At 55.8% G+C, this 24,818-nt stretch carries 18 protein-coding genes; 12 read left to right on the forward strand and 6 right to left on the reverse strand.

Features of this window, described 5'->3' with window-relative positions; translation table 11 throughout:
* The first annotated feature begins 3 nt into the window (after positions 1-3).
* The 10 genes from AB5Y99_RS13425 (at position 4) to AB5Y99_RS13470 (ending at position 12,413) form a co-directional block, all read left to right on the forward strand.
* A complete protein-coding gene (locus tag AB5Y99_RS13425) occupies positions 4-1,170 on the forward strand; it encodes a nucleotide sugar dehydrogenase (RefSeq protein ID WP_368209890.1) in 1,167 nt (388 codons plus the stop codon).
* A gap of 321 nt (positions 1,171-1,491) precedes the next feature.
* Positions 1,492-2,607, forward strand: a complete 1,116-nt coding sequence (locus AB5Y99_RS13430; RefSeq protein ID WP_139406210.1) for a polysaccharide export protein — start codon at positions 1,492-1,494, stop codon at positions 2,605-2,607.
* Positions 2,608-2,841: 234 nt separating this feature from the next.
* The gene (locus AB5Y99_RS13435; RefSeq protein ID WP_042018640.1) at positions 2,842-3,270 is read left to right on the forward strand and encodes a protein-tyrosine-phosphatase; all 429 of its coding nucleotides are present in this window, start codon (positions 2,842-2,844) and stop codon (positions 3,268-3,270) included.
* A gap of 62 nt (positions 3,271-3,332) precedes the next feature.
* Positions 3,333-5,507, forward strand: a complete 2,175-nt coding sequence (locus AB5Y99_RS13440; protein ID WP_368209891.1) for a polysaccharide biosynthesis tyrosine autokinase — start codon at positions 3,333-3,335, stop codon at positions 5,505-5,507.
* Between the two features lie 280 nt (positions 5,508-5,787).
* Entirely contained in the window at positions 5,788-6,057 is a 270-nt protein-coding gene (locus AB5Y99_RS13445; RefSeq protein WP_368209893.1) for a hypothetical protein, read from the forward strand.
* 57 nt (positions 6,058-6,114) lie between these two features.
* Complete coding sequence (locus AB5Y99_RS13450; protein ID WP_279464596.1) at positions 6,115-6,759, forward strand: YjbF family lipoprotein; 645 nt, start codon at positions 6,115-6,117, stop codon at positions 6,757-6,759.
* Positions 6,756-7,502 carry a capsule biosynthesis GfcC family protein gene (locus AB5Y99_RS13455; RefSeq protein WP_368209895.1) on the forward strand — a complete coding sequence of 249 codons (747 nt, stop codon included), beginning with the start codon at positions 6,756-6,758 and terminating at the stop codon, positions 7,500-7,502. Before AB5Y99_RS13450 ends, AB5Y99_RS13455 begins: the two co-directional genes overlap by 4 nt.
* Positions 7,502-9,613, forward strand: coding sequence for a YjbH domain-containing protein (locus AB5Y99_RS13460; protein ID WP_368209897.1), 2,112 nt, complete (start codon positions 7,502-7,504; stop codon positions 9,611-9,613). The genes AB5Y99_RS13455 and AB5Y99_RS13460 overlap by 1 nt, the downstream gene beginning before the upstream one ends.
* 190 nt (positions 9,614-9,803) lie before the next feature.
* A complete protein-coding gene (locus AB5Y99_RS13465) occupies positions 9,804-11,447 on the forward strand; it encodes a Wzy polymerase domain-containing protein (RefSeq protein WP_368209956.1) in 1,644 nt (547 codons plus the stop codon).
* Positions 11,448-12,002: 555 nt separating this feature from the next.
* Positions 12,003-12,413, forward strand: a complete 411-nt coding sequence (locus AB5Y99_RS13470) for an H-NS family nucleoid-associated regulatory protein (protein WP_368209898.1) — start codon at positions 12,003-12,005, stop codon at positions 12,411-12,413.
* A 536-nt stretch (positions 12,414-12,949) separates the two neighbouring features.
* Here AB5Y99_RS13470 and AB5Y99_RS13475 read toward each other — a convergent pair.
* From AB5Y99_RS13475 to nadK, 6 genes are all read right to left on the reverse strand, one after another.
* Complete coding sequence (locus AB5Y99_RS13475; RefSeq protein WP_368209899.1) at positions 12,950-14,314, reverse strand: efflux transporter outer membrane subunit; 1,365 nt, start codon at positions 14,312-14,314, stop codon at positions 12,950-12,952.
* A 2-nt stretch (positions 14,315-14,316) separates the two neighbouring features.
* Positions 14,317-16,290, reverse strand: a complete 1,974-nt coding sequence (locus tag AB5Y99_RS13480; RefSeq protein WP_368209900.1) for a MacB family efflux pump subunit — start codon at positions 16,288-16,290, stop codon at positions 14,317-14,319.
* Positions 16,287-17,450, reverse strand: a complete 1,164-nt coding sequence (macA, locus tag AB5Y99_RS13485; protein ID WP_368209901.1) for a macrolide transporter subunit MacA — start codon at positions 17,448-17,450, stop codon at positions 16,287-16,289. Before macA ends, AB5Y99_RS13480 begins: the two co-directional genes overlap by 4 nt.
* A gap of 250 nt (positions 17,451-17,700) precedes the next feature.
* A complete protein-coding gene (locus AB5Y99_RS13490) occupies positions 17,701-18,591 on the reverse strand; it encodes a manganese-dependent inorganic pyrophosphatase (protein WP_368209903.1) in 891 nt (296 codons plus the stop codon).
* 279 nt (positions 18,592-18,870) lie between these two features.
* Positions 18,871-20,535: a DNA repair protein RecN gene (recN, locus tag AB5Y99_RS13495; RefSeq protein ID WP_323891085.1), complete on the reverse strand. Its 1,665-nt coding sequence runs from the start codon at positions 20,533-20,535 to the stop codon at positions 18,871-18,873.
* 250 nt (positions 20,536-20,785) lie between these two features.
* Entirely contained in the window at positions 20,786-21,670 is an 885-nt protein-coding gene (gene nadK, locus AB5Y99_RS13500; RefSeq protein ID WP_005338038.1) for an NAD(+) kinase, read from the reverse strand.
* A 291-nt stretch (positions 21,671-21,961) separates the two neighbouring features.
* On the opposite strand from nadK, the gene grpE reads away from it, so the two are divergent.
* Positions 21,962-22,537: a nucleotide exchange factor GrpE gene (gene grpE, locus AB5Y99_RS13505; protein ID WP_005338036.1), complete on the forward strand. Its 576-nt coding sequence runs from the start codon at positions 21,962-21,964 to the stop codon at positions 22,535-22,537.
* Positions 22,538-22,835: 298 nt separating this feature from the next.
* On the forward strand, positions 22,836-24,764 hold the full coding sequence (gene dnaK / locus AB5Y99_RS13510) for a molecular chaperone DnaK (RefSeq protein WP_005338034.1): 1,929 nt from the start codon (positions 22,836-22,838) through the stop codon (positions 24,762-24,764).
* The last annotated feature ends 54 nt before the right edge of the window (positions 24,765-24,818 follow it).

Consider the following 24,818-nt stretch of genomic DNA (forward strand, 5'->3'; position numbering starts at 1 on the left):
AATATGAAGATTGCTATCGCTGGCACGGGATATGTCGGTTTATCAAATGCTGTTTTACTTGCGCAACACCATGAAGTGGTGGCCGTCGATGTGATTGCCAGCAAGGTTGAGCTGATCAATCAGCGCCGCTCCCCCATCGTCGATAAAGAGATTGAAAGCTATCTGGCCAGCCGTGATCTGAATCTGCGCGCCACCCTTAATAAAGAAGAGGCTTATCAAGGGGCAGACTTCGTTATCATCGCAACGCCCACTGATTATGATCCCGAAACCAACTACTTCAATACCAGCACGGTGGAGTCGGTAGTTAAGGATGTGATGGCGATTAATCCCGATGCGGTGATGGTGATCAAATCCACCATTCCGGTCGGCTTTACTGCTCGGCTGCGTGAAGAGTTGGGATGTGACAATCTTATTTTCTCGCCAGAGTTTTTGCGTGAAGGTCGCGCCCTTTACGACAACCTGCACCCGTCTCGCATTGTTGTGGGTGAGCGTTCCGAGCGGGCTCACGTGTTCGCCAATTTGCTATTGGAAGGGGCGATCAAGAAAGATGTGCCTGTGTTGTTTACCGACAGCACAGAAGCCGAGGCGATCAAGCTGTTTGCCAATACCTATCTGGCCATGCGGGTTGCCTTTTTTAATGAGCTCGATACCTATGCCCAGCTGCATGGTCTCGATAGTCGCCAGGTTATTGATGGTATCGGTCTCGATCCCCGTATTGGTAGCCACTACAATAACCCGTCATTTGGCTATGGTGGTTACTGCTTGCCGAAAGATACCAAGCAGCTGCTGGCCAACTACAACAAGGTACCGAATAACCTGATCCGGGCGATTGTTGATTCCAATACCACGCGTAAGGATTTTGTTGCCGATTCGGTGATCCGCAAGAATCCAAAACGAGTGGGTGTCTATCGACTGGTGATGAAGGCAGGGTCCGATAACTTCCGTGCTTCTGCTATTCAAGGGGTCATGAAGCGGATCAAGGCGAAAGGGATTGAAGTGGTCATTTATGAGCCCACCTTGCGCGAGCCCGAGTTTTTCCGCTCTAAAGTCATGACCGATCTGGCGCAATTCAAAGAGAGTTGTGATGTGATATTGGCCAACCGTATGGTTGAAGAGTTGAGCGATGTGACAGACAAGGTATATACCCGCGATCTGTTTGGTAGTGACTAATATGTCGACAGCGGTTCCCTCAAGCTGAGGGAATCGCATTTTATTGTAAAAAAGTCGTTAAATATTACGTCGGTGCGATTCAAACACATATCGGGTTCAACCTGTTGACAAATCAAGGCTGATTTTAATATCAGCACCAAAGATGGTGTGCTTGAAAATGGGTATATATCCATTGAATTGTCAGTGTTCTGCTTATATTGAGCGGTTCCATTGTTGCTGTGATTTTATCCGTAAATTTATCTCAGAATTCTCCGTGTTTTCCGCTATCATACGGCGATTTTTCCGTTCAGTTCTTGATGGCAAGCTTAATAAGGTGTGGTAGTGAAAAGGATTCAGCTCATTCCTCTGTTGTCGGCCGTGGCCCTGCTCAGTGCGTGCACTGTGGTGCCCGGTACCAATCTTTCCACCAGTGGCAAAACCGAGGTGGCTACAGGTTCCGTTGATGTTGATCAGCTGGCAGATGTCTATCCGGTTACCCCCGCGTTGATCAGTCAGTTGCGCAAGGCGCCGGTGGTGGGTAAGGCCAACCCCGAGCTCAATAGCGAGATCAGCCGTTACGAGTACCGGATTGGTGTGGGCGACATCCTCAATGTCACTGTGTGGGATCACCCCGAGTTGACCATCCCGGCCGGTTCTTACCGCAGTGCCAGCGAAGCGGGCAACTGGGTCCACGCCGATGGCACCATCTTCTACCCCTATATTGGCAAGGTGGACGTGGTGGGTAAAACTGTGGCGGAGATCCGTACCGATATCGCCAAGCGTCTGGCCCAGTTTATCGAGAGTCCGCAGGTGGATGTGAGCATTGCGGCGTTCCGCTCCCAGAAGGTTTATATCTCCGGTGAGGTGACCAAGCCGGGCGCCCAGCCCATCACCAATGTGCCCATGACCCTGCTCGATGCCTTCAATCTGGCTGGCGGGCTGACCCCGACCGCAGATTGGCATCATGTGGTGTTGACCCGCCAGGGCAAGGAGTTCCCGCTCTCCATGCAGGATCTGCTGCAGTATGGGGATCTCTCTCACAATCAGCTGATGCGTGACGGCGACATGCTCTATGTGCCGCGCAACGATGCCCAGAAAGTCTTTGTGATGGGTGAGGTCAACAAGGCATCGACCCTGACCATTGGTCGTGAGGGGATGAGCCTGACCGAAGCGCTGAGCAGTGCCGAGGGCCTTAACCAGAATGCCGCCAATGCGACCGGCATCTTCGTATTGCGCCCCGCAGCCAAAGCCCAAGAGAAAGCCGCGATTTATCAGCTCGACCTGAGTGATGCCACTGCGCTGGTGATGGGGACCGAGTTTGCATTGCAACCTTACGACGTGGTCTATGTCACCACGGCGCCGGTGACGCGCTGGAATCGCGTGTTGAGTCAGCTGGTGCCCTCCATCAACGGCTTTAATGAGCTGACCGAAGGCATGCTGCGGGTTCGCAACTGGTAAGGCCGTGATGTTGCTTAACCTCTCCCGCTGGATTGACATGTAGCCGCCCTCCCTCAGGGAGACGGCATTGAGGGGGCTGATGCCTCCCTTATCTCCGGTTGTTTGTTGCCTTGATACGGTGACAAACGGGGAGGGTAGGGCATGGGACTATACCCTCTACCCGCCTACCTTCAGGAAGATGCACGTAGTGAGGGGCGGTGGCTGCAGATTTTATTTTTTAAGAGCGACAGCGATATGTTTGAAAAAATTCTTGTGGTGTGTGTGGGCAATATTTGCCGCTCCCCAACCGGTGAACGACTGCTTCGCGAGCGTTTGCCCGGCCGTCAGGTCAGTTCTGCCGGGGTCAGTGCCCTGGTTGACAAGCCGGCCGACAAGGTCGCGAGCGAGGTGGCACAGCAGCATGGTCTTTCCCTTGAGGGGCACTCGGCGCGCCAACTGACCCGCGAGCTCTGTCAGGATGCCGATCTGATCCTGGTGATGGAGAAAGGGCATATCTCTGCCGTCACGGCCATCGACCCGGGGGCCCGTGGCAAAACCATGCTGTTTGGCCACTGGCAGGGGGAGAGTGAAGTGCCCGATCCCTATCGTCTGAGCCGGGAAGCTTACGAACATGTTTACCAGCTGTTGGTGCGTAGCGCCGATGGGTGGGCGAAAAAACTTTAACGACATCCGCAGCGTCTGGTGGTGTTTGGGTTGTATCTGACTATAAAAATGGATTGTGTTTAATGACGACTTCTTCTGTTTCGTCCCGGCAGAGCAGTGCCGCGGTGGAGAATGACGAGATCGATCTGGGGCGCCTGCTGGGTTACCTGATCGATGGCCGTTGGTGGATTGTGACGATCACCGCTCTGTTTATGGTTCTTGGCGTTGCATACGCTCTGTTGGCGACCCCGGTCTTCAAGGCAAACGCCTTGCTGCAGGTGGAGAAAAAAGCCAGTGGTGCCGCGTTGCTCGGGGATATGGCTGATGTATTGGGCGGTGAACAGCCCGATGCGGCTGCCGAGATTGAGCTGCTGACTTCTCGTATGGTGCTTGGCCGTACGGTACAAGAGCTTCACCTCGACACCGTAGTGACACCCAATTTCTTCCCGCTGGTTGGCCGTGGTCTGTCACGGCTGATGGGCCATCCCTATCCCAAGATGGCGGTAAGCCGCTTTGAGGTGGCGCCTGAATTGCTGGGGACGCCGCTGACGCTGACGGTTGACGCAGACAAACACTTTACCCTTGAGGTTGAGGGGCGGGTGCTGGAAGGTCAGGTAGGCAAGTTGCTTGAGAAAGAGGATGTCACCCTGCTGTTGTCTGATGTGGCTGCCGATGAGGGGCAGGTCTTCACGCTGGTCAAACAACCTGCTCTGGATGTGATTGCCGAGTTGCAGCGCGATCTTCAGGTCAGTGAAAAGGGCAAAAATACCGGGATCATCTCACTGGCGCTGGAAGGGGATGACAAGGGCCGCATTCGTGCAGTGCTCGACAATATCAGCCAGAACTATCTGCAGCAGAATGTGGTACGCAAGACCGAAGAGGCCCAGAAGAGCCTGGATTTCTTGCAGACGCATCTGCCTCAGGTCAAAGAGGAACTGAATCGTTCTGAAGAGCAGTTAAATGTTTATCGCCAGCAGAATGAGTCGGTCGATCTGTCGCTGGAAGCGAAAGCCGCACTGGATACCATGGTGGGCCTCGAGAAGCAGCTCAATGAGCTGACCTTCCGGGAAGCGGAGTTGCAGCAACTCTATACCCGCCAGCACCCCGCTTACATCGCCCTGATGGAAAAGCGCCAGACCTTGATGAATACCAAAAATGCGATCAACAAGTCGATCAAGCGTCTGCCAAAAACCCAGCAGGAGATTTTGCGTCTGACCCGTGATGTACAGGTCGGTCAGGAGATCTTCGTCCAACTGCTTAACAAGCAGCAGGAGCTCAACATCATGAAGGCGGGCACTATCGGCAATGTGCGGATCATCGATGATGCCGCTGTTGAAACCCGTGCCGTCAAGCCTAAGAAACCGCTGATCGTGGTACTGGCGACACTGCTGGGTGGCATGCTGTCGGTGGGGTTGATCCTGGTGCGCGCTGCCTTCCACCGTGGTGTGGAAAGCCCGGAACAGTTGGAAGAGATGGGGCTGTCTGTCTATGCCACCATCCCCTATTCCGCTGAGCAGGCCACCATCGAGCAGCAGCAGAAAAAGCGGCGGCAGGTCATGCCTCTCAACGAGGCTTTGCTGGCTGCGCGAAATCCGGCCGATCTGGCGATGGAGTCACTGCGTAGTCTGCGAACCAGCCTCCATTTCGCCATGATGGAAGCCAAAAACAACATAGTGATGATCTCGGGCCCCGGCCCGGGTCTTGGCAAAACCTTCGTGTCGACCAACTTCGCTGCCACGTTGGCTCTGGGCGGCAAGAAGGTGCTGGTTATCGATGCCGACTTGCGCAAAGGCTACATGCAGAAGGTTATGGGGCAGGAGATGGGCGCCGGTCTGAGTGCCTATCTGGCGGGTCAAGCAGAGCTGGCGCACGTTGTGAGCCAGACCGGGTTTGATGGCCTTGATTTTGTCTGTCGTGGGGCTGTGCCACCCAACCCTTCCGAGCTGTTGATGCACCCTCGTTTCAAAGCGCTGCTGGATTGGGCGAGCGAGCACTACGATTTTGTGATCGTTGACTCCCCTCCCATCCTGGCGGTCACCGATGCTGCCATCGTTGGTCAGCATGTGGGCGCATCCTTGCTGGTTGCCCGCTTTGCCAAGACTGCGGTCAAAGAGGTGGAGGTGGCCATTCGCCGCTTCGAGCAAAACGGGGTCGCTATCAAGGGGATCTTGCTCAACGCGGTCGAGAAGAAGGCGAGCAGTTATTACGGTAACTACGGATATTATCAATACAGTTATGGCAGCAAGGAAAAGGCCTGACATTCTGTTTGGATAACCGCAATAGGTGAATGCAGGGTGCGTCTTCATGGCGCACCTTTTTTATGACCACCATAAAATAGTTTTCGAATGCAACCTGTATTTCAGTGCAATAATAGCGTCCCGATGGTATGCTATATTTGCAATTATCTATGTTTACAATGAGTTACTTAACTTTTTGTGAACATGGCAATGCGCTGGTAAAGGGATATATGGTAATAGCATTGTTGTCATGCCATATTTTCTCCGAGCCACAAGTAGACAATAAACAAGGAAAGATGAAATGAAAAAAACCGCCCTGATTCTGGCTGCTGCCATGGCATTCTCTCATGGTGTGATGGCTGCTGAAGAAGCTGCTGCTGCCGCATCCACCGGTTCTGCCGGTTCTGCCGGTGCCGCAGGTGCTGGTGCTGCCAGTGCTGCTGCCATCGGGACTGGCACCATTGTTGCCGTTGGTGTAGGTGCTGCGGTTGTTGCTGGTGTTGCCATTGCAAATGCCAACTCCAACGATGATGCCGGCCGTGGTACCGGAACCACAACCAGTACTCGTTAATATGATATAGGGCTGCTTTGGCAGCCTTATTTTTTTATTTGTCACTGTGGTCACTCTATGTCTTTATCGCGCAATCTTGTTTTTCTTGGTTTGTTATCTCTCACCGGTTGTTCAAATACTGCTTCTGTGACGAGCGAAACTATCAAATATGCCGTGTTGGGGGCTGATGATGTGACCGTCAGTGCCGAGCATGTCAATAAACTGCCTTATGCAAGCGCTTATCTGAAAATCGGTGATAACCCGCGGATCTTCGTGGTATTGGCTTATGTCAATGGAGATGATCTCTCCTGGCTGACAGCCGATCGGGTCATGATTATTACCCGCCACGGTCGTGTCATTAAAACTGTCGGTATGGAAAATGACCTGGTCATGAGCGAGAGTGGTTCTGCCGACCCACTGTCGATGGCTGCTACCTCATCTGCCAACTGGAGTGCCTTGTCAGAGTGGGAACTGCGCTATCTCAGCGGCTATCGTCTTGAAGGGACGATGGTCCGTGCCGGACAGGATGAGCTGGATCTGGTGACGCGCCGAGTTTCAGCTACGCGTTTTGAAGAGACGGTTTCAATGTTCCCGGGGGGGGAATCCTGGACCAATGTTTTCTGGCGAGATCCGGTTAATGGACAGGTAGTAAAAACCCAGCAACATCTCGGCCCTGATCTGCCGGTCATTGAACTCACCATTTTGAAGCCATTCTCGTCATGAAAAAACTGACCCTATCTCTTTTATTGCTGTCCGGTGCTTGCCTCGCGGATACCAGTGTCAGCATTTACTATCAGGGGCGTCTTCAAGATCCCATCACCTTGAGTGAAGGAGCACGCCTTGACGCCTTGCTGAGAAACAAGCTGCTGCCATCACCCATCTATTGGCGCTCTGCCCAGATTACGACGCCGGCCCGTCAACATGAGTTTGAGCTCAAGCAGGCGGCGGTGATCCGTGAGTTGGAGAGTCTGGCGAGCATATGGCGTAGCGAAGGTGAGGCTCAACGTGCCTCTTCTGCTACTCGTCTTGCACATCAACTCGAAGGCATCACCGTTACCGGCCGCTTGCCTGTGATAGTTGATCCTGACAATGCCCAGCGCTCCCCGCAGGATAACCCTCGCCTGGAAGGCAACTACCGACTGTTTGTTGCTGCTCGCCAGCCTCAGGTTGCCATGTTTGGCCTGATGGAAGCACTCCCCACGCTGCCTCTGATACCCGGTGCCGGTGTCGATGAATATTGGAAGCGTGATGCGCTGCTGGAGGGGGCCGACTCGGCTCATCTGCTGTTGATCCAGCCAACCGGTGATATCGAGATGGTCCCCGTTGCCGTCTGGAACAAGCTTCATCGTGAACCCATGGCGGGGGCTGCACTGCTGGTCGGGTTTGATCCTGACCTGTTGCCCTCTTCATTTACCGGAATAAATCAGCGGATCGCCGAGATAATTGCAAACAGGGTGCCTCATTAATGATTCCAAAACTTTCATATATTGCCCTGGCCGTCTCGACCGTTTGTGTTGCTGCACCCGGGGCGAATGATCCCTATGGCCCATCGCAAAGTGATTTCGGTGGGGCAGGTCTGCTGCAGATGCCCAGCGCCAGAATGGCCGCAGAAGGCGAGTTCAGTTTCAACTACATGGATAACGAAGAGTATCGACGCTGGTCGATCTCCATGCAGCCCTTTGACTGGTTTGAGGCCACGCTGCGTTATACCGATGTCAGAACTCGCCTGTATAGCCCTTACGAGCAGTTCAGCGGGGATCAGACTTATAAAGACAAGTCGATGGATTTTAAATTCCGACTTTGGCAAGAGTCTGATTATTTACCCCAAGTATCATTGGGCTTCAGAGACTTGATGGGTACTGGCCTGTTCGATAGTGAGTACGTTGTTGCCAGTAAACGTTATGGCCCGTTTGATTTCACCCTTGGAATGGGCTGGGGGAATATGGCCGAGAGCGGCAATATCAAGAACCCCTTCTGTGAATACAAAGAGAGTTGGTGCCAGCGTAATGATGGTTATGCGGGCAATGGCGGCAAATTTGAGGTCGATAGTCTGTTCCACGGCCCGGCGGCCTTGTTTGGCGGTATCGAGTATCAGACGCCATGGCGCCCTTTGCGTCTGAAACTGGAATATGACGGTAATGATTACAGCCGCGAGTATGCGGCCCGTAACAGCAAAGGCGGCTACGGAGCCTTGCCGCATAGCTCACCAGTCAACATAGGTGCCGTGTATCGTATTTTCGATAATATGGATACTCATCTCAGCTATCAGCGTGGCAATACCCTGATGTGGGGTATTACTATGCGCACCAACTTTAATGAGTTGCAGCAGGCCCATCTGGATGAGCCCCGGCCCGAGTATCAACCGGAAAAGAGTCCGGCCCAACTGGATGATGTCGATTGGGCTGCACTCAGTGCGCAGACGAAAAGCAATGCCGGATATCGTGATCTGGTCTGGTATGGCACGGACGATCGTGTTTTTGTCAGCGGTGAGCAGTTGAAGTATCGCAAGCCAGATGAAGCCGAAGAGCGAATGTCATTATTGGCCGCGAATGCGTTGCCCGCTTCGGTTCACTCTCTGCATATCGTTGAGCAGAAGAAAGGGCTCGATATCCGTGAGACTGTAGTGGACATGGACTCTGTACGGTTGGCAAACAGTGACCTTCCATTGGGACAAGAGACTACTTATAAGTCGGATGTCATCGCAGCCAATGCACCGTCGGCACCTGTTCGCCATGAAAGTCGCAGCTCGGCGCTGAGTTACAGCGTGGATCCTGTGTTGAACCAGTCTGTTGGGGGGCCGGAGTCTTTCTACATGTATCAGCTTGGTCTCAACTTCAATGGTGATTGGCGGGTGACCGAGAAGAACTGGCTGGGGGGCACGGTATTTGTGAACCTGGCCAATAACTACGACAAGTTCAATTACAAGAATCCACCGCTGGACGGGGATGCTTTGCCCAGGGTGAGAACCTGGATCCGGGAATATGTCAGCTCCTCCGATGTATTGCTTAACAACCTGCAAGCGACCCATTTCGAGCAGTTCTCACCTGAGTGGTATGGTCAGGCTTATGCCGGTTATCTGGAGATGATGTACGCCGGTGGTGGTGCCGAACTGCTGTATCGTCCTTTTGGTCGCTCATGGGCGATTGCGGCTGATGTGAACTGGGTCAAGCAACGGGATTGGAACAATACCTTGCGGATGGCCGATTACGATGTGGCAACAGGCCATGTGACCGGTTATTGGCAACTGCCCTATGTTGATGATGTGACTGCCCAGCTCTCTATTGGCCGTTATCTGGCAGGGGATGTCGGGGCGACACTGGATCTGTCCAAACGCTTCTCATCCGGCGTTGTGGCAGGGGTGTTTGCAACGCTGACCGATGTGTCTGCTGATGAGTATGGAGAGGGGAGTTTCACTAAAGGTATCTATGTGACGATTCCCTTCGACTTGATGCTGCTGCGCCCGACAACCAGCAAAGGCTCGATTGGCTGGATGCCATTGACCAGAGATGGGGGCCAGATGCTGGCCAGAAAATACAGTCTTTACAGTTTGAGTAGCAACGCATCATTCCCTGACTAATTAATGCTATAGCTTGAGTAAAGCGCTCTGAATATGGTTGTATGAAACACCATTTTTTCAGAGCGCTTTTTTTATGCCTACATTTCCGTCCACCGGGTCATCAGTGCTATCAGCCCATCGGGAAAAGCGAGTGTTTTTTCTCTTTTGGGGGATAAGCATACTTTGGCTGGGACTTGGAATGCATTTTTTCATGCATAACCCGGGTGGGGCAGGTCTCTATCTTCCTTTTAACGCATGGGGATGGATATTTGCTTCTTTGATGATCTGTCTGGGGTTGTGGCATATAACGTCGAAAGGCGAATTGGTGTCCAGCAGGCTCTTGCAAGTTTGGGGGGGCGCGATTGTATTGATGCTGCTACCCATGGCGTGGTCTGACGCCACCTTGCGTGATTACGCACTTCCTCGCCTCGGTGGTCTTGTCGGCGGCGGATTATTTCTCTTCTCGCTCTATCAGTTCCGTCTTGCACCGAAGGCGCGTCAACAGTTATTGACGCTTATGCTGGTCGCGATAGCTATCGAAATGACCTTGGGTCTGGTGCAGTATTACCTGCTAACACCGGGCAATTGGCTTGGCTATGACACCAAAGCAAATCGTCCCTATGGCATTTTTCAGCAACCCAACGTGATGGCCAGTTTTATGGCCACCGGTTTGTCTCTGGCTGCTTGGCTAAATACCCTCAACCAACATCGATGGCTGAAGGCACTTCAGGGTTATGTGATCGTTGGTTCAGTGGTTTTGCTGATTGTTCTTCAATCTAGAGTTGGGCAATTGGGTGGAATATTGGCTTTGCTGATGATGCTTCCCTGGTTGAAGAGAAACCACGCTTTGAAGGTGACTCTTTCATGTGTCTTATTGGGCGTGCTGTTCGGACTCGCATCTCTGTATGGTGTGGAAGGGGTCAAGCGGGGTCTTTCTGTCTATCAGTCGGGGGGATATCGTACGATTTATTGGTCGTATGCATTGCACCTGCTGTCACAACATCCTTTTACCGGATGGGGATATGGTTCTTTCGAATCTGTATTCCTGCATAACTATATGGCAGACAAGTTATTGAATCCGGCAATGCCACAGATTGAGTACAACCTTGATCATCCTCATAATGAGTTGCTCTATTGGGCTGTTGAAGGGGGTATCTTGCCAGTCATCGGGCTCTTGGTGATGGGCGCCGCTGTGATATGGCGTGTAGTGGGTCAATCCTGGTCGCATGGATTGGCCTTATTGGCATTAGTCGTACCCATTACACTTCATACCCAGGTCGAATATCCCCTCTATCACTCCATTGCTCACTGGATTTTTTTATTGATGTTGGTCTGGTATATCGATGAAACCTGTGGGGCAGACGCGGCCAGAGGGATAGCCGTATACCGTTACCCCCATAAGTTGTTGTTACGCTTTCTGGCGGTTTCCATCCCCTTGTTTATCGTACCATTCATGTTGACTGCGCTTCATACGGCCTGGGTCATCACCAAATATGAACGGGGTGGGTATAAGGAGCCATCATTGTTGCTGGATATTATTAATCCAATGGCTTGGTTGACGCGGGTTGAGTTTGATGTAAATGCGGTACGATTGATGGTGGGTTTACAGACTCAGAATAAGACCGAACTGGAAGCTTACCTGGCATGGGGGCAAGATTTTGTACGCCATACACCCAGAGCCAATATCTACGCGAATATGGTTGTTGCATTGAATGCGTTGGGGCGCCCTGACGAGGCTCGTAATTTAAGAGCAGAAGCGCTCCGTTGGTATCCAAAAGAACCATTGCTGATTGAGGCAACCTCTAAACCAATGGTCAGTGGTGTGGATACGTTACCTACTGGAGCAGCCAACTAAGGCGTGGAAAATGGGATATGAGGCAATCATAGCGGCTTGTCTCTATCCCGTTATAGCTGTAGGAATGAACCTGTGGTTTCCGTGCAAGAGGTAAGTTAGAGCGGGAATGCATCTTTAGTCGCGCGCCTTTTTTATGTTCATTGGGCTGCTTTTAACTTGTTGTTTTTAAATGATTTTAATCCCTGGTGCGATCGATTGGGTGATATGACGCACGGTCTTAATCTGCTCATGCTGCGAGCAGGCATCGTTCTATTTTTTATGCAGGTATTGCTCAGGAATCGTTTGACGCACTAGTTGCATTTTCTGAAAAATGTTGATGGCAATTACCTTGAACCTCATATTAATAGTTTCAGATGTGTATGTTCGATTTGGTGGTGATATCAAAAGAGATGTCTAGGCGAGATAGGTTTAATGGGTGAAAGCGTGAGTATGTTGGCAAGTTTATTTTCATATTCTTTCCAAGTATGCCCTGATAGTAAAAATTGCATGTAGTTATGAATTGTCCATGCTATTCTGAAACGGTATCCCTGTAACCGACTTTTTTGTGAGGAAATAATGAACGAGTTTCTGAAAGTTCTGCTGAACATTCGCAGTCTGCGTGCGGCTATTCGTGAGCTGCCGTTTGAGCAACTGCTGGAAGCTAAAGAGAAGTTTGACCTGGTTTACCAAGAGCGCGCCGATTCTGTTGAACAGGAGCGTGCTGAACAGGAAGAGCGTCAGCGCAAGCTGAATGAATTCACCGAAATGCTGCAGCAGGCTGGTATTGATCCTCGTGAGCTGCTGGCGACTGCCGCAGCTCCGGCTGCTGCGACTGGCGCTGCCAAGAACAAGCGTGCTCCGCGTCCTGCTAAATACAAGTACGAAGAAGATGGTCAGGAAAAAACCTGGACCGGTCAAGGCCGCATGCCGAAAGCCATTGCTGCTCAAGTAGCACTGGGTAAAGACCTGAACGATTTCCTGATCTAATTCGTCAGGTTCAGAGATTGAATAATGCCGCCTTTGAGCGGCATTATTTTTGCCGTTTTACTCGTGGTTATCCAATCTGCCCCTTCGCCCCACTGTTATCTACATCCTCGCTTGTATCCTTTTTACCGTCGTTTCACTTCACTGTTACTTTGCTCAATATCCCTCGCTGTTTGCGATTAATTTTGTCGTGCAGGATTAACTGCGTGATATCGCTATTTGTGTGCGTCGTGCAGATATGCGCTTCGGATATGTCTCTCATGATTCACGGGGCGCCGCTTGGCAAGAGCCGAGCTCTCTGCTGATGGAATATCCGGTAACCGTTATCTCCGATCAGGGGGCGTGAGGGATAGAGAGAGTCGCAAAGTATGGCCGGGATATTCAGGGTCGCCGATGCATGTAATTGGCTGCGCTGCCATGACTGCCCGTGATAATGGGTAATGAAGTTCGGCTGCAGTGTGGGAGAGGAAATTCTGTATGGTCTATGGCGATGATATTCCCCACTCTGTAGGCAGAGTGGGGAATAGCCAGGTGAAGCGCTATCGGGGCGTCACACTATCGCTGCCACCCAGGGCGCGATAGATTTTGGCGGTGGTGGTGAGCTGCTCTTTTTGCTGGGTCAGCAGGCTCTGCTGGGCATCCCACAGCCGGTTTTGCTCATCAAGCCAGGCCTGCACGCCGGTTGCTCCTGCCTGGAAGCGAGCCTTGGCCAGCCGCTCGGCCTCCTGGGCATAACTCAGCTGTTCCTGCAGATAATCGAGTCGCTGCTGGCCATAGTGGCGGGCGGCCAGATTGTCTTCCACCTCCACCAGTGCGGTGTAGAGCTGTTTGCGAAACTCGGTTTCAGCGATCTGGTAATCCAGCTCGGAGCTTTCAATGGCAAGCTGGGTGCGGTTGTATTCGAGGAAGGGGAGGGCGAGGCTGGCTCCTAGCGTACCAACCGGGTTTTGCAGCACCTGCGCCAGTCTATCGGATGCGGTGCTGGCACTGCCGGTCAGGGTCAGGCTGGGGTAGAAGCTGGTGCGGATCTCATCCCCTTTAGCCAGCGTCTTGCGCAGCCGTAATTCGGCCGCTTTGACGTCGGGGCGGCGGGCCAGCACATCGGCCGGGATACCCACCGCAAGTTCAGGAATTGTCTGGCTTGCAAGGGAAGCGGGTGCATACTCCAGCGGCCCGCTGCTGCGGCCCAGCAGCAGACGCAGGGCATTGCGGGCCTGCTCCTGCTGCGCCTTGAGGGAGGCCAGATCGGCCTGTTTGCCTGCCAGCTGTTGGCGTGCCTGCGCCAGATCGAGCCGGGTGATGGCGCCAGCCTGGTATTTGGTCTGGGTCAGCTGCTCGGTTCGCGCCAAGTTGGCCAGCTGTTGCTCACCGAGGGTTATGGCGGAGCCGAGATAGCCGAGCTGCCAATACTGCTCCAGGGTATTGCCGATCAGCAGCAGTCGGGTGCTGGCGAGATCCTGCTCGCTTGCCGCCGCCTCCCAGCTTGCCTGATCCCGCACCGAGGCGAGCTTGCCCCACAAATCCACTTCGTAACTGAGGCCCAGCGAGGGACCCAGGCTGTTGGTGCCTTTGCCGGTTTTCAGATCCTTGTTACCACTGGCTCCGATAGAGCCATTGACCGAAGGGGTGAGGTTGGTATCGGCCTGCTCGGCGCCCAGTCGGGCACTTTTAAGCTTGAGGGCCGCCACACGCATGTCCGGGTTAGCGGCCAGTACCGATTCGACCAGTTTGTCGAGCCGGGGATCATGAAATTCCCGCCACCAGGGGCCAGCTTGCGCAACCAGTCGGGCGCCGTCTGCCTGTTGCCATGAAGGGGCGAGCGCCAACTCGGGTCTTTGATAGGTGCTGTGCTGACTACAGCCGCTGAGGGCCATACAGAGAGTCAGCCAGGAGAGTTTGTGCATTGTTATTCCCTCGCCAGTGCGACAACAGGGTCGAGCCGCGCCGCATTGCGTGCCGGCAGGTAACCAAACAGGATCCCGATGAGTGACGAGCAGCCAAAGGCCATCAGGATGGAGAAGAGCGAAAACTGCATCTTGATGGAGTCCACCAGCAGTGAAAAGAGCGCGCCGATACCCAGAGAGAGGCCGACGCCGAAGAGCCCCCCCAGCAGGCTGACCATCACGGCTTCAATCAGGAATTGCTGCAGGATGTCTGACTGGCGGGCGCCCACGGCCATGCGAATGCCGATCTCGCGGGTACGCTCCACCACTGACACCAGCATGATGTTCATCACGCCCACCCCGCCGACGATCAGCGAGATCACCGCGATGGCCGAGACCATCAGAGTCATGGTGGCGGTGGTTTTCTCCACCGACTTGATGATGCTGTCGCTGCTGAAGGTGAAGAAATCCTTCACCCCGTGGCGCTTGGTGATCAGCTCGATCACCGCCTGCTCGGCCAGTGCCGGTTGTACCCCGTCCTTGACCCGGATGGTGATCTGGCTGAAGTGGTGCTGCGAGATGAGGCGACTCATCACCGCGCTGTAGGGCAGCCAGATATTGACCGACTGGCTGGTGGGGCCAAAGCCGGTCTCCTGCGAGACCACTCCGACAATCCGCACCGGCAGGGTGCCGACCAGCACTACCTTGCCGACCGGATCATCCTTGCCAAGCAGGCTGGTGATGCTCTTCTTGTCTACCACGGCGACGGCGGCACGCTGCTGGATATCTTGCCACTCCAGTAAGCGACCACTGACCAACGTCATCCCCTTCACCTTGAAATAGTCGTTACCGACTCCGGTCACGTTGCCGCTGTTGGTCTTGTTGCGATAGCGCAACTGGCCGGAGCTGCCGATCTCGGGGCTGGCGCCCGCGAGATAGGGTTGCCCCAGCAAGGCATCGAGATCCCCCTTGTTGAGGGTCTGGATGCTGGCCATCTTCTCATCACCCCATCCTTTGCCCGGGAAGATTTCGATGGTGTTGGTGCCCATCGCATTGATCTGGTCGATCACCTTGGCGCGCGCCCCCTGGCCAAGGGCGACCACGCTCACCACGGCGGCGATGCCGATGATGATGCCGAGCATGGTGAGGAAGGTGCGCATTCGGTGGGCGAGCATGGCATGTATCGCCATCCGTCCCGCTTCCCGATAACGATCCCAGTCGTGACCCATGGCGCCTTTAGTGGGCGCTATTTTTTGAGGGGCTACAGCGGTGGCTGGAGCCAACACGGCCGTTGGGCAGGGGCCGCTATCTTGTTCAATCCGACCATCCTTGAGAGTGATGATCCGGTCGGCATGGCAGGCCACGTTCATATCGTGGGTGACCAGAATGATGGTGTGGCCCTGAGCGTGCAGCTCCTTGAGGATCGCCATCACCTCCTTGCCGCTCTGGCTATCCAGTGCGCCGGTCGGTTCATCGGCGAGGATCACTTCGCCGCCATTGGCCAGCGCCCGGGCGATACTGACCCGCTGCTGCTGACCGCCGGAGAGCTGGCCCGGGGTATGGTGACTGCGATCGGCCAGCCCCAGTCTGCCCAGCAGCTGACGTGCGCGCGCCTGGCGATCCGGGCGACTGGTGCCGGCATAGACGGCGGGGATCTCCACGTTGGCGGCGGCATCGAGATGGGGCAGCAGGTGGTAGCGCTGAAAGATAAAACCGAAGTGGTGGCAGCGCAGCCGGGCCAGCGCCAACGCATCCATGGTGGCGGTGTCCTGACCGCGAAACAGATACTGACCGCTGCTAGGGCTATCCAGGCAACCCAGCAGGTTCATCAGGGTCGATTTGCCGGAGCCGGATGCGCCGACAATGGCGATCATCTCTCCTGCCGTGATGGTTAGGTCAAGAGGGTGGAGCACGGTGACTTCGCTGTCGCCGCTCTGGTAGCGTCGCTCGACCCCTTTCAGCTGGATCAACGGCAGCTGGTTCAGGGGCTCACTCATAGCATCACCGCCATCTCATCATTGTCGGCGGGGGCTCCGTGATTGAGCTGCACCTCCTCCTTCTCACTCAGCCCGCTGATCACCTCAATGCGGATCTCGTCCTTCATACCGGTCTTGATATGACGGGTTTCGGTTGTCTCATCGTCCTTGATCACGGTGACTTCATACTCGTTGTCACCCAGCGACTTGCCGAGGGCGGTTTGTGGCACAGTGAGCACCTGCTTGCGCTCGCCGAGCACGATGGTCACCTGGGTGGTCATTGCGACCCGCAGGGTATGGTCGGGATTGGGTACATCGAACAGGGCGTAGTAGTAAACGGCCGCATTGCTGGTGGTGGTACCTGTGGTGGCCTGATCGTTGATGTTGGTAGGCGCTAACTCCACGGCGCGAAGGGTACCCTGATAGCGGGTATCCGGATCGCCGATCAAGGTGAAATAGACCGGCATGCCGGCTTTGACCTTGGTGACATCGGCTTCGGAGATCTGCGCCTTGACCGTCATGGTCTCGAGGTTGGCCAGCTTGAGCACGGTCGGTACCGTCTGGCTGGCAGCCAAGGTCTGGCCCTGACGGGTCACAATGCTGATGACGGTGCCATCCATCGGTGCCAGGATCTTGGTGTAGCCCAGCTCGGTCTTGGCCCGATCAACCTTGATCAGGGCGTTGTCGATATTGGCCTGGCTGCTTTGCAGTTCGGCGCGGGTGACCGCCAGCAGTGCCTCGGCACTCTCCAGATCGGCCCGTGAGCTCGCCTCCTGCTTGAACATCTGCTGCTGGCGCCGCCAGGCGAGCTCGTTCTGTTTGAGTTGTGCCTGCTTGATCTTGAGCTGGGCGCGGTTGCTGGCAAGTTCCGCCTCGGCCGTCTTGAGGTTGTTCTGGGCAATCAGGGGATCGATCTCGGCCAGCAGGTCTCCCTGCTTGACCTGATCACCGGCCTCGACGGCCAGCTTGGTAACCTGACCGGAGACCTGGGCCCCCACATCCACCTGCTCCACTGCCTGCAGCACACCACTGGCCAGCACGGTCTGGGCAATATCCTCGCGGGTCACCTGAGCGGTCAGCATCGCCTTGGGTGGTTGACTGGGCCAGAGCAGCCAGCCGAGGAGCACCACGGCGATCAGAATGGTGATGGCCAGGGTTCTCTGCTTGGGGGTTATGTTCATCGATCACCTGAATGGAAACGGAAAAGGTTGTGCGCGGCGATTATCCTGCAGCAAAGCCCTGATAAATAACAGCCGCAAATATGTAAGCAAAGTTATGGCGTTAACTGTCAATAAGCCGAGAAAGGAGTAAGCGAGAGACCGCAGTGGTGAGCAAGATGGTCAGCAAGAGGATGGGGAGTACGGCTGGCGGTGGCGATGAAAAAGCCCTGCGCACAGGCAGGGCTTTGGAATAGGTAATGGCGAGGGAGGATCAGGCCTTGGCCAGCAGATCCATCACCCAGGGCAGACCCTGCTTCTTGCGGCTGACAAAGCCCGGGTGGTAGCTGGACTCGGCCGGTACTTTGGCGTGCTCGGTAAAGTAGATACGGCTCGCAGCCGCAGTCAGGTCAGTCACCATCAGCACGAAGAAGTCGAGCCCTTCGCTCGCCACGCGCTGGGCCATCTCCTGCTGCAGGGCTGGCAGGTGCTCGGCCAGCTGCTGCTCGCTGCCCACTTCGATCTGGCTCATGATGAAGTTCAGACCTTCGGCCTGGAATGCCTTCTCATCCTGCTGCAGCAACTGCGCAGGAGTGAGGCCGCTCAGGTCGGTTTTGGCCATCAGCAGCTGTTGACCGAACTCGGCCAGCGATACTTCGGCCAGCGGTGCCAGACGCTCACAAGCGATCTTGTCCTGCTCGGTGGTGGTCGGTGAGGTGAGACAGAGGGTGTCGCTCATGATGGCACCCAGCATCAGGCGAGCCTGGCTGCGGGTCACGGTACCTTGCTGGCTCAGCAGATCGAAGGCGATGGTGCAGGTACAGCCGACGGCCCGGATCCAGGCATCCAGCGGGGACTGAGTGACCAGAGTGCCGAGACGGTGGTGATCCACCAGACCCAGTACATTGGCTTGTGCCAGTGTGGCAGGGCCCTGTTCCAGATCACTGAAATCCACCAGCCAGACATCTTCACCGGTCAGATCTTTGGTCAGCAACTCGGGTTCGCTGACGTCAGCCTGCTCCAGAATAAAACGGGTTTCGGTGCGCAGGTCACCCAGACGCCATGGGGTGGCCTGACGGCCCTGGCCATTGAGCCAGTCGGTGATAACCAGCGCACTGCAGATACTGTCGCTATCAGGATTCTTGTGACCAAAAACGTGGATCATAGACAAAGCCTCACAATTGGATACCCATAAAGGGGGGCAACACTATGCGAAATCCGTTACATGAAGGCAACCGGATCCACGCCCATGTTGCTGCCAGCTTCGCCTAACTCGCCATTTTATTGATCTGGGTCGGTAATCCTGACGCGAGTTCGGTGCTCACAGTTGGCTATTGGCTATTGCTGACTGTGCAGGCTATGGCACTCGCCTGTGCCTGCGCAGTCAGCATGTTCTGTCAGCGCTATCAGTCGCCATCGCTGCAAATCGGCTTTATCACCTGATTCATCGACGCAGCAGCTCGCGGGCATTGGCCAGGGTGTTGTCGGTGATCTGGTCGCCACCGAGCAGCCGTGCCAGCTCGTTGAGACGGGCATTATGATCGAGCGCGTCCATCCGGGTTTCGGTGGTTTTGCCATCGGTATGCTTGCTCACCACCATATGCTGGTGGCCGTTGCCTGCCACCTGAGGCAAGTGAGTGACCACCATCACCTGAGTGGACTCCCCGAGCTGGCGTAGCAGGCGACCTACCACGGCGGCCGTCGGGCCGCTGATCCCCACATCCACCTCATCGAAAATCAGGGTTGGAGTGGAGACCTTGCGAGCGCTGATCACCACGATGGCGAGGCTGATACGCGACAGCTCACCGCCCGAAGCCACCTTGCCAAGCGGCTGGATGGGCTGCCCTGGGTTGGTGGTGACCATAAATTCCACCCGATCTATACCCAGCGGAGAGAGGCTGCTCTGGGCATCGGGACGCACCTCGATGGCAAAGCGGCCATCGGGCATCGCCAGTTCGTGCATGCTGCTGGTTACCTTGGCGCCCAGCTCCTCGGCATAACGCTGACGGCTCTGACTCAGGGCTTCGGCGGCCTGGACAAACGCCTGACGGGCCTCGGCCAGCTCATCTTCCATCCCCTCTAACCGCTCCTCATCGGAGTTGAGGCGGGCGAGATCAGAGGCCAACTCCTGATGGTACTGAGCCAGATCTGCCGGTTTGACATGGTGCTTGCGGGCCAGATTGATCGCCTTGGAGAGGCGGGCTTCCAGCTCGTTGAAACGTTCGGGATCCAGCTCCAGCCGATCGAGGTAGCTACGCAGTTCGCTGTGGCTCTCCTGCACCCCGATCAGCGCTTCGTTGAGCATCTCCAGCACCGGTGTGAGGCGGCTGTCCATGCTGACCAGCCCTTCGGCCCGATCAACGGCGGTCTGCAGCAGACCGGCAATAGTGGTCTCTTCGTTGTCATAGAGCAGATCGAGGCAAGCCCCGCACTCCTGCATCAATTCGGTGCCGTTGGCCAGCCGCTGGTGCTCCTCCTCGATTTCTTCAAACTCGCCCGGTTGCAGGGCAAATTCGTCCAGCTCTTGCACCTGATACTCGATCAGCTGGCGGCGGGCTTCCCGCTGCTGCTGCTCGGCCTTGAGCCGGTTCAGCTCGTTTTGTAGTTGACGCCACTGCTGATAGTGCTGGCGCACCTCATCGAGCAGCAGATGGTGGCCGGCGTAGCCGTCGAGCAGGGCGAGCTGGTAGTCGGGTTTGAGCAGCATCTGGTGGGCATGCTGACCGTGTACGTTGACCAGCAGCTGACCCAGATTCTTGAGCTGGGTGAGGGGGACGGGCACGCCGTTGATATAGCTGCGTGAGCGGCCCTCGGCGGAGATGACTCGCCGCACGATACACTCACCTTCGTTTTCCAGTTCGTTGGTGGCGAGCCAGGCGCGGGCGGCCGGGTTGTTGTCCAGCAGGAAGCGGGCGCTGACCTCGCTTTTGTCGCTATCGGGTCGCACCATGCTGGCTTCGGCCCGCTCTCCGAGGCAGAGACCGAGAGCGTCGATGGCGATGGATTTACCGGCACCGGTCTCACCTGTGATGCAGGTCATCCCCGGTTGCAGATCGAGTTCTAGAAACTTGACGATGGCGAAGTTGTTGACGGTCAGCTGGGTCAGCATGGTCTCATCCTGTATAGGTCAACATTACTGTGTATGCATCCAGTATATACTGGTCTTATATACAGTAAAGAGGGCGCCGCCATTTTTAACACAGGAAAGCCGCGCCAGTGCGCCATGGCTATGAGAATGCGGTACTGACTATTGGGACGCGGTACGGATATGAGAGTGCAGGGGACGTTGCCACGACAGAAAAGAGAAGGGCGCCAATTCAGGCGCCCTCTCTGGCAATGCCGTTATCGGTCAGCGCCGATTAAAACAGCTTGCTGCCCCAGCCGAGCTTGTTGCGCAGCACGTGGAAGTAGCTGTAGTCGAGGGGATGCACCAGATGAAGCTGGTGGTGACTCTTCTTGATCAGGATCTCGTCCCCCGGGTGGACCGCCAGGGTTACCTGACCGTCACAGCTGACCTGCATGGCATCGTCCTGATTATCCGGCGAGACCAGCAGCCGTACTTCGCTGTCGGCATCGAGCACGATGGGGCGACTGCTGAGGGTATGCGGGAACATGGGCACCAGTGTGATGGCGTTGAGCTTGGGGGTGAGGATGGCGCCACCTGCCGACAGTGAGTAGGCGGTGGATCCGGTCGGGGTGGCGACTATGATGCCGTCCGAACGCTGGCTATACATAAAGCTGCCATCGATATAGACCTCGAACTCGATCATGTGGGCGATCTTGCCCGGGTGCAGTACCGCCTCGTTGACCGCCAGATTGCTCGACTTGCGCTCGCCGTGGCGATAGACCGAGGCTTCCAGCAGGAAGCGGTGTTCGCTCTTGTAGTGGCCGGAGAGCACCTGCTCCAGCGGCAGCAGGTAATCTTGTGGCGAGAGATCGGTCAGAAAGCCGAGGTTGCCCCGGTTTACCCCGATCACCGCCACATCGAAGCGTGACAGTACCCGCGCCGCCCCCAGCATGTTGCCGTCACCGCCGACCACGATGGCGAGATCGGCCTGCTGGCCCAGTTGCACCAGATCCATCACGTTTTCATCGAGGATGCTCAGGGTCTGGGCGACCCGGCTCTCCACCAGTACCCGAAAGCCGCGGGCGGTCAGGTATTGATGCAGGCCGGTCAGCGTCTGGTTGGCCCCCTCATGGTGGGGTTTGCCAATCAGGGCGATGGTTTTGAACGGAGAATCCATAGTCAGTCAGATCTGGGATGGGTATTGCGGGCCAGTATACAGTGCTTTGCTCCGCTTGTGACGCTCTCCCGTGTGACGGGGGTGGCTATCCCCTTGAGGTTACTGGTTAAACGGTGAGCGGTAACCCGGATAAACCGCCGGTTGCGGCTATTCAGCAACCCTGATTGCCCTTTACCCCTTGAAAGCCGAGGATGCATCCCCATAATAGCGCCAACATAGTCGGTCTGTTGTCGTCCGGTCGCTCAACCAGACGTCAGGGCCCTCATAAGTAACCCCGGAATTGGAGATGTCATGAACCACGAAGAGCAAAAGGTTGAAGCGATGGAGCAAGTGGAAGCCCAGCCAGTCGAGCCGACCGATGTAGACAGTGAAGTGACAGCCGAGCAGGCCCGCATTGCCGAACTGGAAGCGCAGCTGGAAACCGCCATCCAAAAAGCGGCGGAAGAGCGTGAACGCGCCCTGCGTACCGCCGCCGAGATGGAGAACCTGCGCCGTCGTACCGAGCTGGATGTGGAGAAGGCGCACAAATTCGCTCTGGAGAAGTTCGCCAATGAACTGCTGCCGGTGCTGGACAACCTTGAGCGTGCCATCGAACTGGCCGACAAGGAGAACGAAGCCCTTAAGCCGATGATCGAAGGTGTCGAGCTGACCCTGAAATCCATGCAGAGCGGCGTGGCCAAGTTTGGTCTGGTGGCGCTCGACCCGATCAACCAGCCGTTTGACCCCAATGCCCATCAGGCGATGAGCATGGTGCCGAGTGCCGATGTGGCCCCGAACACCGTCATTGCAGTGATGCAGAAGGGCTATGACCTCAACGGTCGGGTGATCCGTCCTGCCATGGTGATGATCGCCAAAGCGGTCGACTGATTGGCTGTGGGGGCCCGAGCCCGCCCTGTGGCGGGCTTTTTGTTTCGCAGTGCAGCACCTGTTCATCTTGCCCGGTTTTACGGCTCAACGTGACCGCGCAACCATGACAAAGGGTGTGGTTTTTTAGGGTTGGGGCTTGAAGCTGCGTCTGGCGACCCCATATAGGTAGCAAGGCCGCGGCGGCACAAAAAATTTGATGCCGGGAGCTTGAAAGCCAGATTGGCAGCCCCCACCTAGCCGTTAACGCATTAAGGCGAGTTCCTCGCCAGTTTATTCAAAGTATTTGGAGATTCGTCAAATGGGTAAAATCATCGGTATTGACCTGGGTACTACCAACTCCTGCGTCGCTATTCTGGATGGCGACACTGCTCGCGTGATCGAGAACGCAGAAGGCGATCGTACTACTCCGTCCATCATTGCCTATGCCGATGATGGCGAGATCCTGGTTGGTCAGCCGGCCAAGCGTCAGGCCATCACCAACCCGAAAAACACCCTGTTCGCCATCAAGCGTCTGATTGGTCGTCGTTTTGAAGATGAAGAAGTGCAGCGTGACCTGAAAATCATGCCGTACGCCATCGCCAAAGCTGACAACGGCGACGCCTGGGTTGAAGTCAAGGGCAAGAAAATGGCACCGCCGCAGATCTCTGCCGAAGTGCTGAAGAAGATGAAGAAGACCGCTGAAGACTACCTGGGCGAGCCGGTAACCGAAGCAGTTATCACTGTTCCGGCCTACTTCAACGACGCCCAGCGTCAGGCTACCAAGGATGCCGGTCGCATCGCCGGTCTGGATGTAAAACGCATCATCAACGAGCCGACTGCTGCTGCTTTCGCTTATGGCGTGAACAAGGTCAAGGGCGAGCGCAAGGTTGCCGTATATGACCTGGGTGGCGGTACTTTCGATATCTCCATCATCGAGATCGACGAAGTTGAAGGCGAAACCACCTTCGAAGTACTGGCGACCAACGGTAACACCCACCTGGGTGGTGAAGACTTCGACAACCGCGTCATCAACTATCTGGTAGACGAGTTCAAGCGTGAGCAGGGCATCGACCTGCGCAACGACCAGCTGGCTCTGCAGCGTCTGAAAGATGCCGCCGAGAAAGCCAAGATCGAGCTCTCTTCTGCCCAGCAGACCGACGTCAACCTGCCGTACATCACTGCAGATGCCACCGGTCCGAAGCACATGAACATCAAGGTGACCCGCGCCAAGCTGGAATCCCTGGTAGAAGACATGGTGAAGGACTCTCTGGAGCCGGTTCGCGTCGCCCTGAAAGACTCCGGTCTGGCAGTTGGCGAGATCGACGACGTGATCCTGGTTGGTGGTCAGACCCGTATGCCGCTGGTTCAGAAGACCGTTGCCGAGTTCTTTGGCAAAGAGCCGCGTAAAGACGTCAACCCGGACGAAGCCGTGGCCATGGGTGCTGCCATCCAGGGCGCCGTACTGTCCGGTGACAAGACCGACGTACTGCTGCTGGACGTTACCCCGCTCTCCCTGGGTATCGAAACCATGGGTAGCGTGATGACTGCGCTGATTGAGAAGAACACCACCATTCCGACCAAGAAGTCCCAGGTGTTCTCCACTGCCGAAGACAACCAGTCTGCCGTGACCATTCACGTGCTGCAGGGTGAGCGCAAGCGCGCCAGCGACAACAAGTCTCTGGGCCAGTTCAACCTGGAAGGCATCCGTCCGGCACCGCGCGGTCTGCCGCAGATCGAAGTGACCTTCGACATCGATGCCAACGGTATCCTGCACGTCTCTGCGAAAGACAAAGAGACCAACAAAGAGCAGAAGATCACCATCCAGGCCTCCTCTGGTCTGTCTGATGACGAGATCGAGCGCATGGTACGCGAAGCCGAAGCCAACGCGGCCGAGGACAAGAAGTTTGAAGAGCTGGTACAGGCTCGCAACCAGGCTGATGGTCTGGTCCACTCCGTACGCAAGCAGATCACCGAAGCCGGTGAAGCCCTGCCTGCCGACGACAAGACCAAGATTGAAGCCGCTCTGAGCGAGCTGGAAGCGGCCATCAAGGGTGACGACAAGGCTGCCATCGAAGCCAAACAGCAGGCTCTGCTGGAAGCGTCCCAGAAGCTGATGGAGATTGCCCAGCAGCAGGCTCAGGCCCAGGGTGCAGCCGGTGCTGATGCCGGTCAGTCCTCCTCTTCTGCCAAGGCTGACGACGACGTAGTCGACGCCGAGTTCGAAGAAGTGAAAGACGACAAGAAGTAAGCCCTACCCAGATGGGCGAAGTCCGCTTCGCCCATCGGCTTGGCCAATGAATTC

It is taken from the genome of Aeromonas sp. R4-2 (genome assembly GCF_040908295.1).
Classification (GTDB): Bacteria; Pseudomonadota; Gammaproteobacteria; order Enterobacterales; family Aeromonadaceae; genus Aeromonas; species Aeromonas veronii.

Excerpts from the sequence above, each read along its gene's own strand:
- AB5Y99_RS13425 (WP_368209890.1), top strand. The coding sequence starts at position 4 with ATGAAGATTGCTATCGCTGGCACGGGATATGTCGGTTTATCAAATGCT.
- AB5Y99_RS13435 (WP_042018640.1), top strand. The coding sequence starts at position 2,842 with ATGTTTGAAAAAATTCTTGTGGTGTGTGTGGGCAATATTTGCCGCTCC.
- AB5Y99_RS13440 (WP_368209891.1), top strand. The coding sequence starts at position 3,333 with ATGACGACTTCTTCTGTTTCGTCCCGGCAGAGCAGTGCCGCGGTGGAG.
- AB5Y99_RS13445 (WP_368209893.1), top strand. The coding sequence starts at position 5,788 with ATGAAAAAAACCGCCCTGATTCTGGCTGCTGCCATGGCATTCTCTCAT.
- AB5Y99_RS13450 (WP_279464596.1), top strand. The coding sequence starts at position 6,115 with ATGTCTTTATCGCGCAATCTTGTTTTTCTTGGTTTGTTATCTCTCACC.
- AB5Y99_RS13455 (WP_368209895.1), top strand. The coding sequence starts at position 6,756 with ATGAAAAAACTGACCCTATCTCTTTTATTGCTGTCCGGTGCTTGCCTC.
- AB5Y99_RS13460 (WP_368209897.1), top strand. The coding sequence starts at position 7,502 with ATGATTCCAAAACTTTCATATATTGCCCTGGCCGTCTCGACCGTTTGT.
- AB5Y99_RS13465 (WP_368209956.1), top strand. The coding sequence starts at position 9,804 with ATGCATAACCCGGGTGGGGCAGGTCTCTATCTTCCTTTTAACGCATGG.
- AB5Y99_RS13470 (WP_368209898.1), top strand. The coding sequence starts at position 12,003 with ATGAACGAGTTTCTGAAAGTTCTGCTGAACATTCGCAGTCTGCGTGCG.
- AB5Y99_RS13475 (WP_368209899.1), bottom strand. The coding sequence starts at position 14,314 with ATGCACAAACTCTCCTGGCTGACTCTCTGTATGGCCCTCAGCGGCTGT.
- AB5Y99_RS13480 (WP_368209900.1), bottom strand. The coding sequence starts at position 16,290 with ATGAGTGAGCCCCTGAACCAGCTGCCGTTGATCCAGCTGAAAGGGGTC.
- macA (WP_368209901.1), bottom strand. The coding sequence starts at position 17,450 with ATGAACATAACCCCCAAGCAGAGAACCCTGGCCATCACCATTCTGATC.
- AB5Y99_RS13490 (WP_368209903.1), bottom strand. The coding sequence starts at position 18,591 with ATGATCCACGTTTTTGGTCACAAGAATCCTGATAGCGACAGTATCTGC.
- recN (WP_323891085.1), bottom strand. The coding sequence starts at position 20,535 with ATGCTGACCCAGCTGACCGTCAACAACTTCGCCATCGTCAAGTTTCTA.
- nadK (WP_005338038.1), bottom strand. The coding sequence starts at position 21,670 with ATGGATTCTCCGTTCAAAACCATCGCCCTGATTGGCAAACCCCACCAT.
- grpE (WP_005338036.1), top strand. The coding sequence starts at position 21,962 with ATGAACCACGAAGAGCAAAAGGTTGAAGCGATGGAGCAAGTGGAAGCC.
- dnaK (WP_005338034.1), top strand. The coding sequence starts at position 22,836 with ATGGGTAAAATCATCGGTATTGACCTGGGTACTACCAACTCCTGCGTC.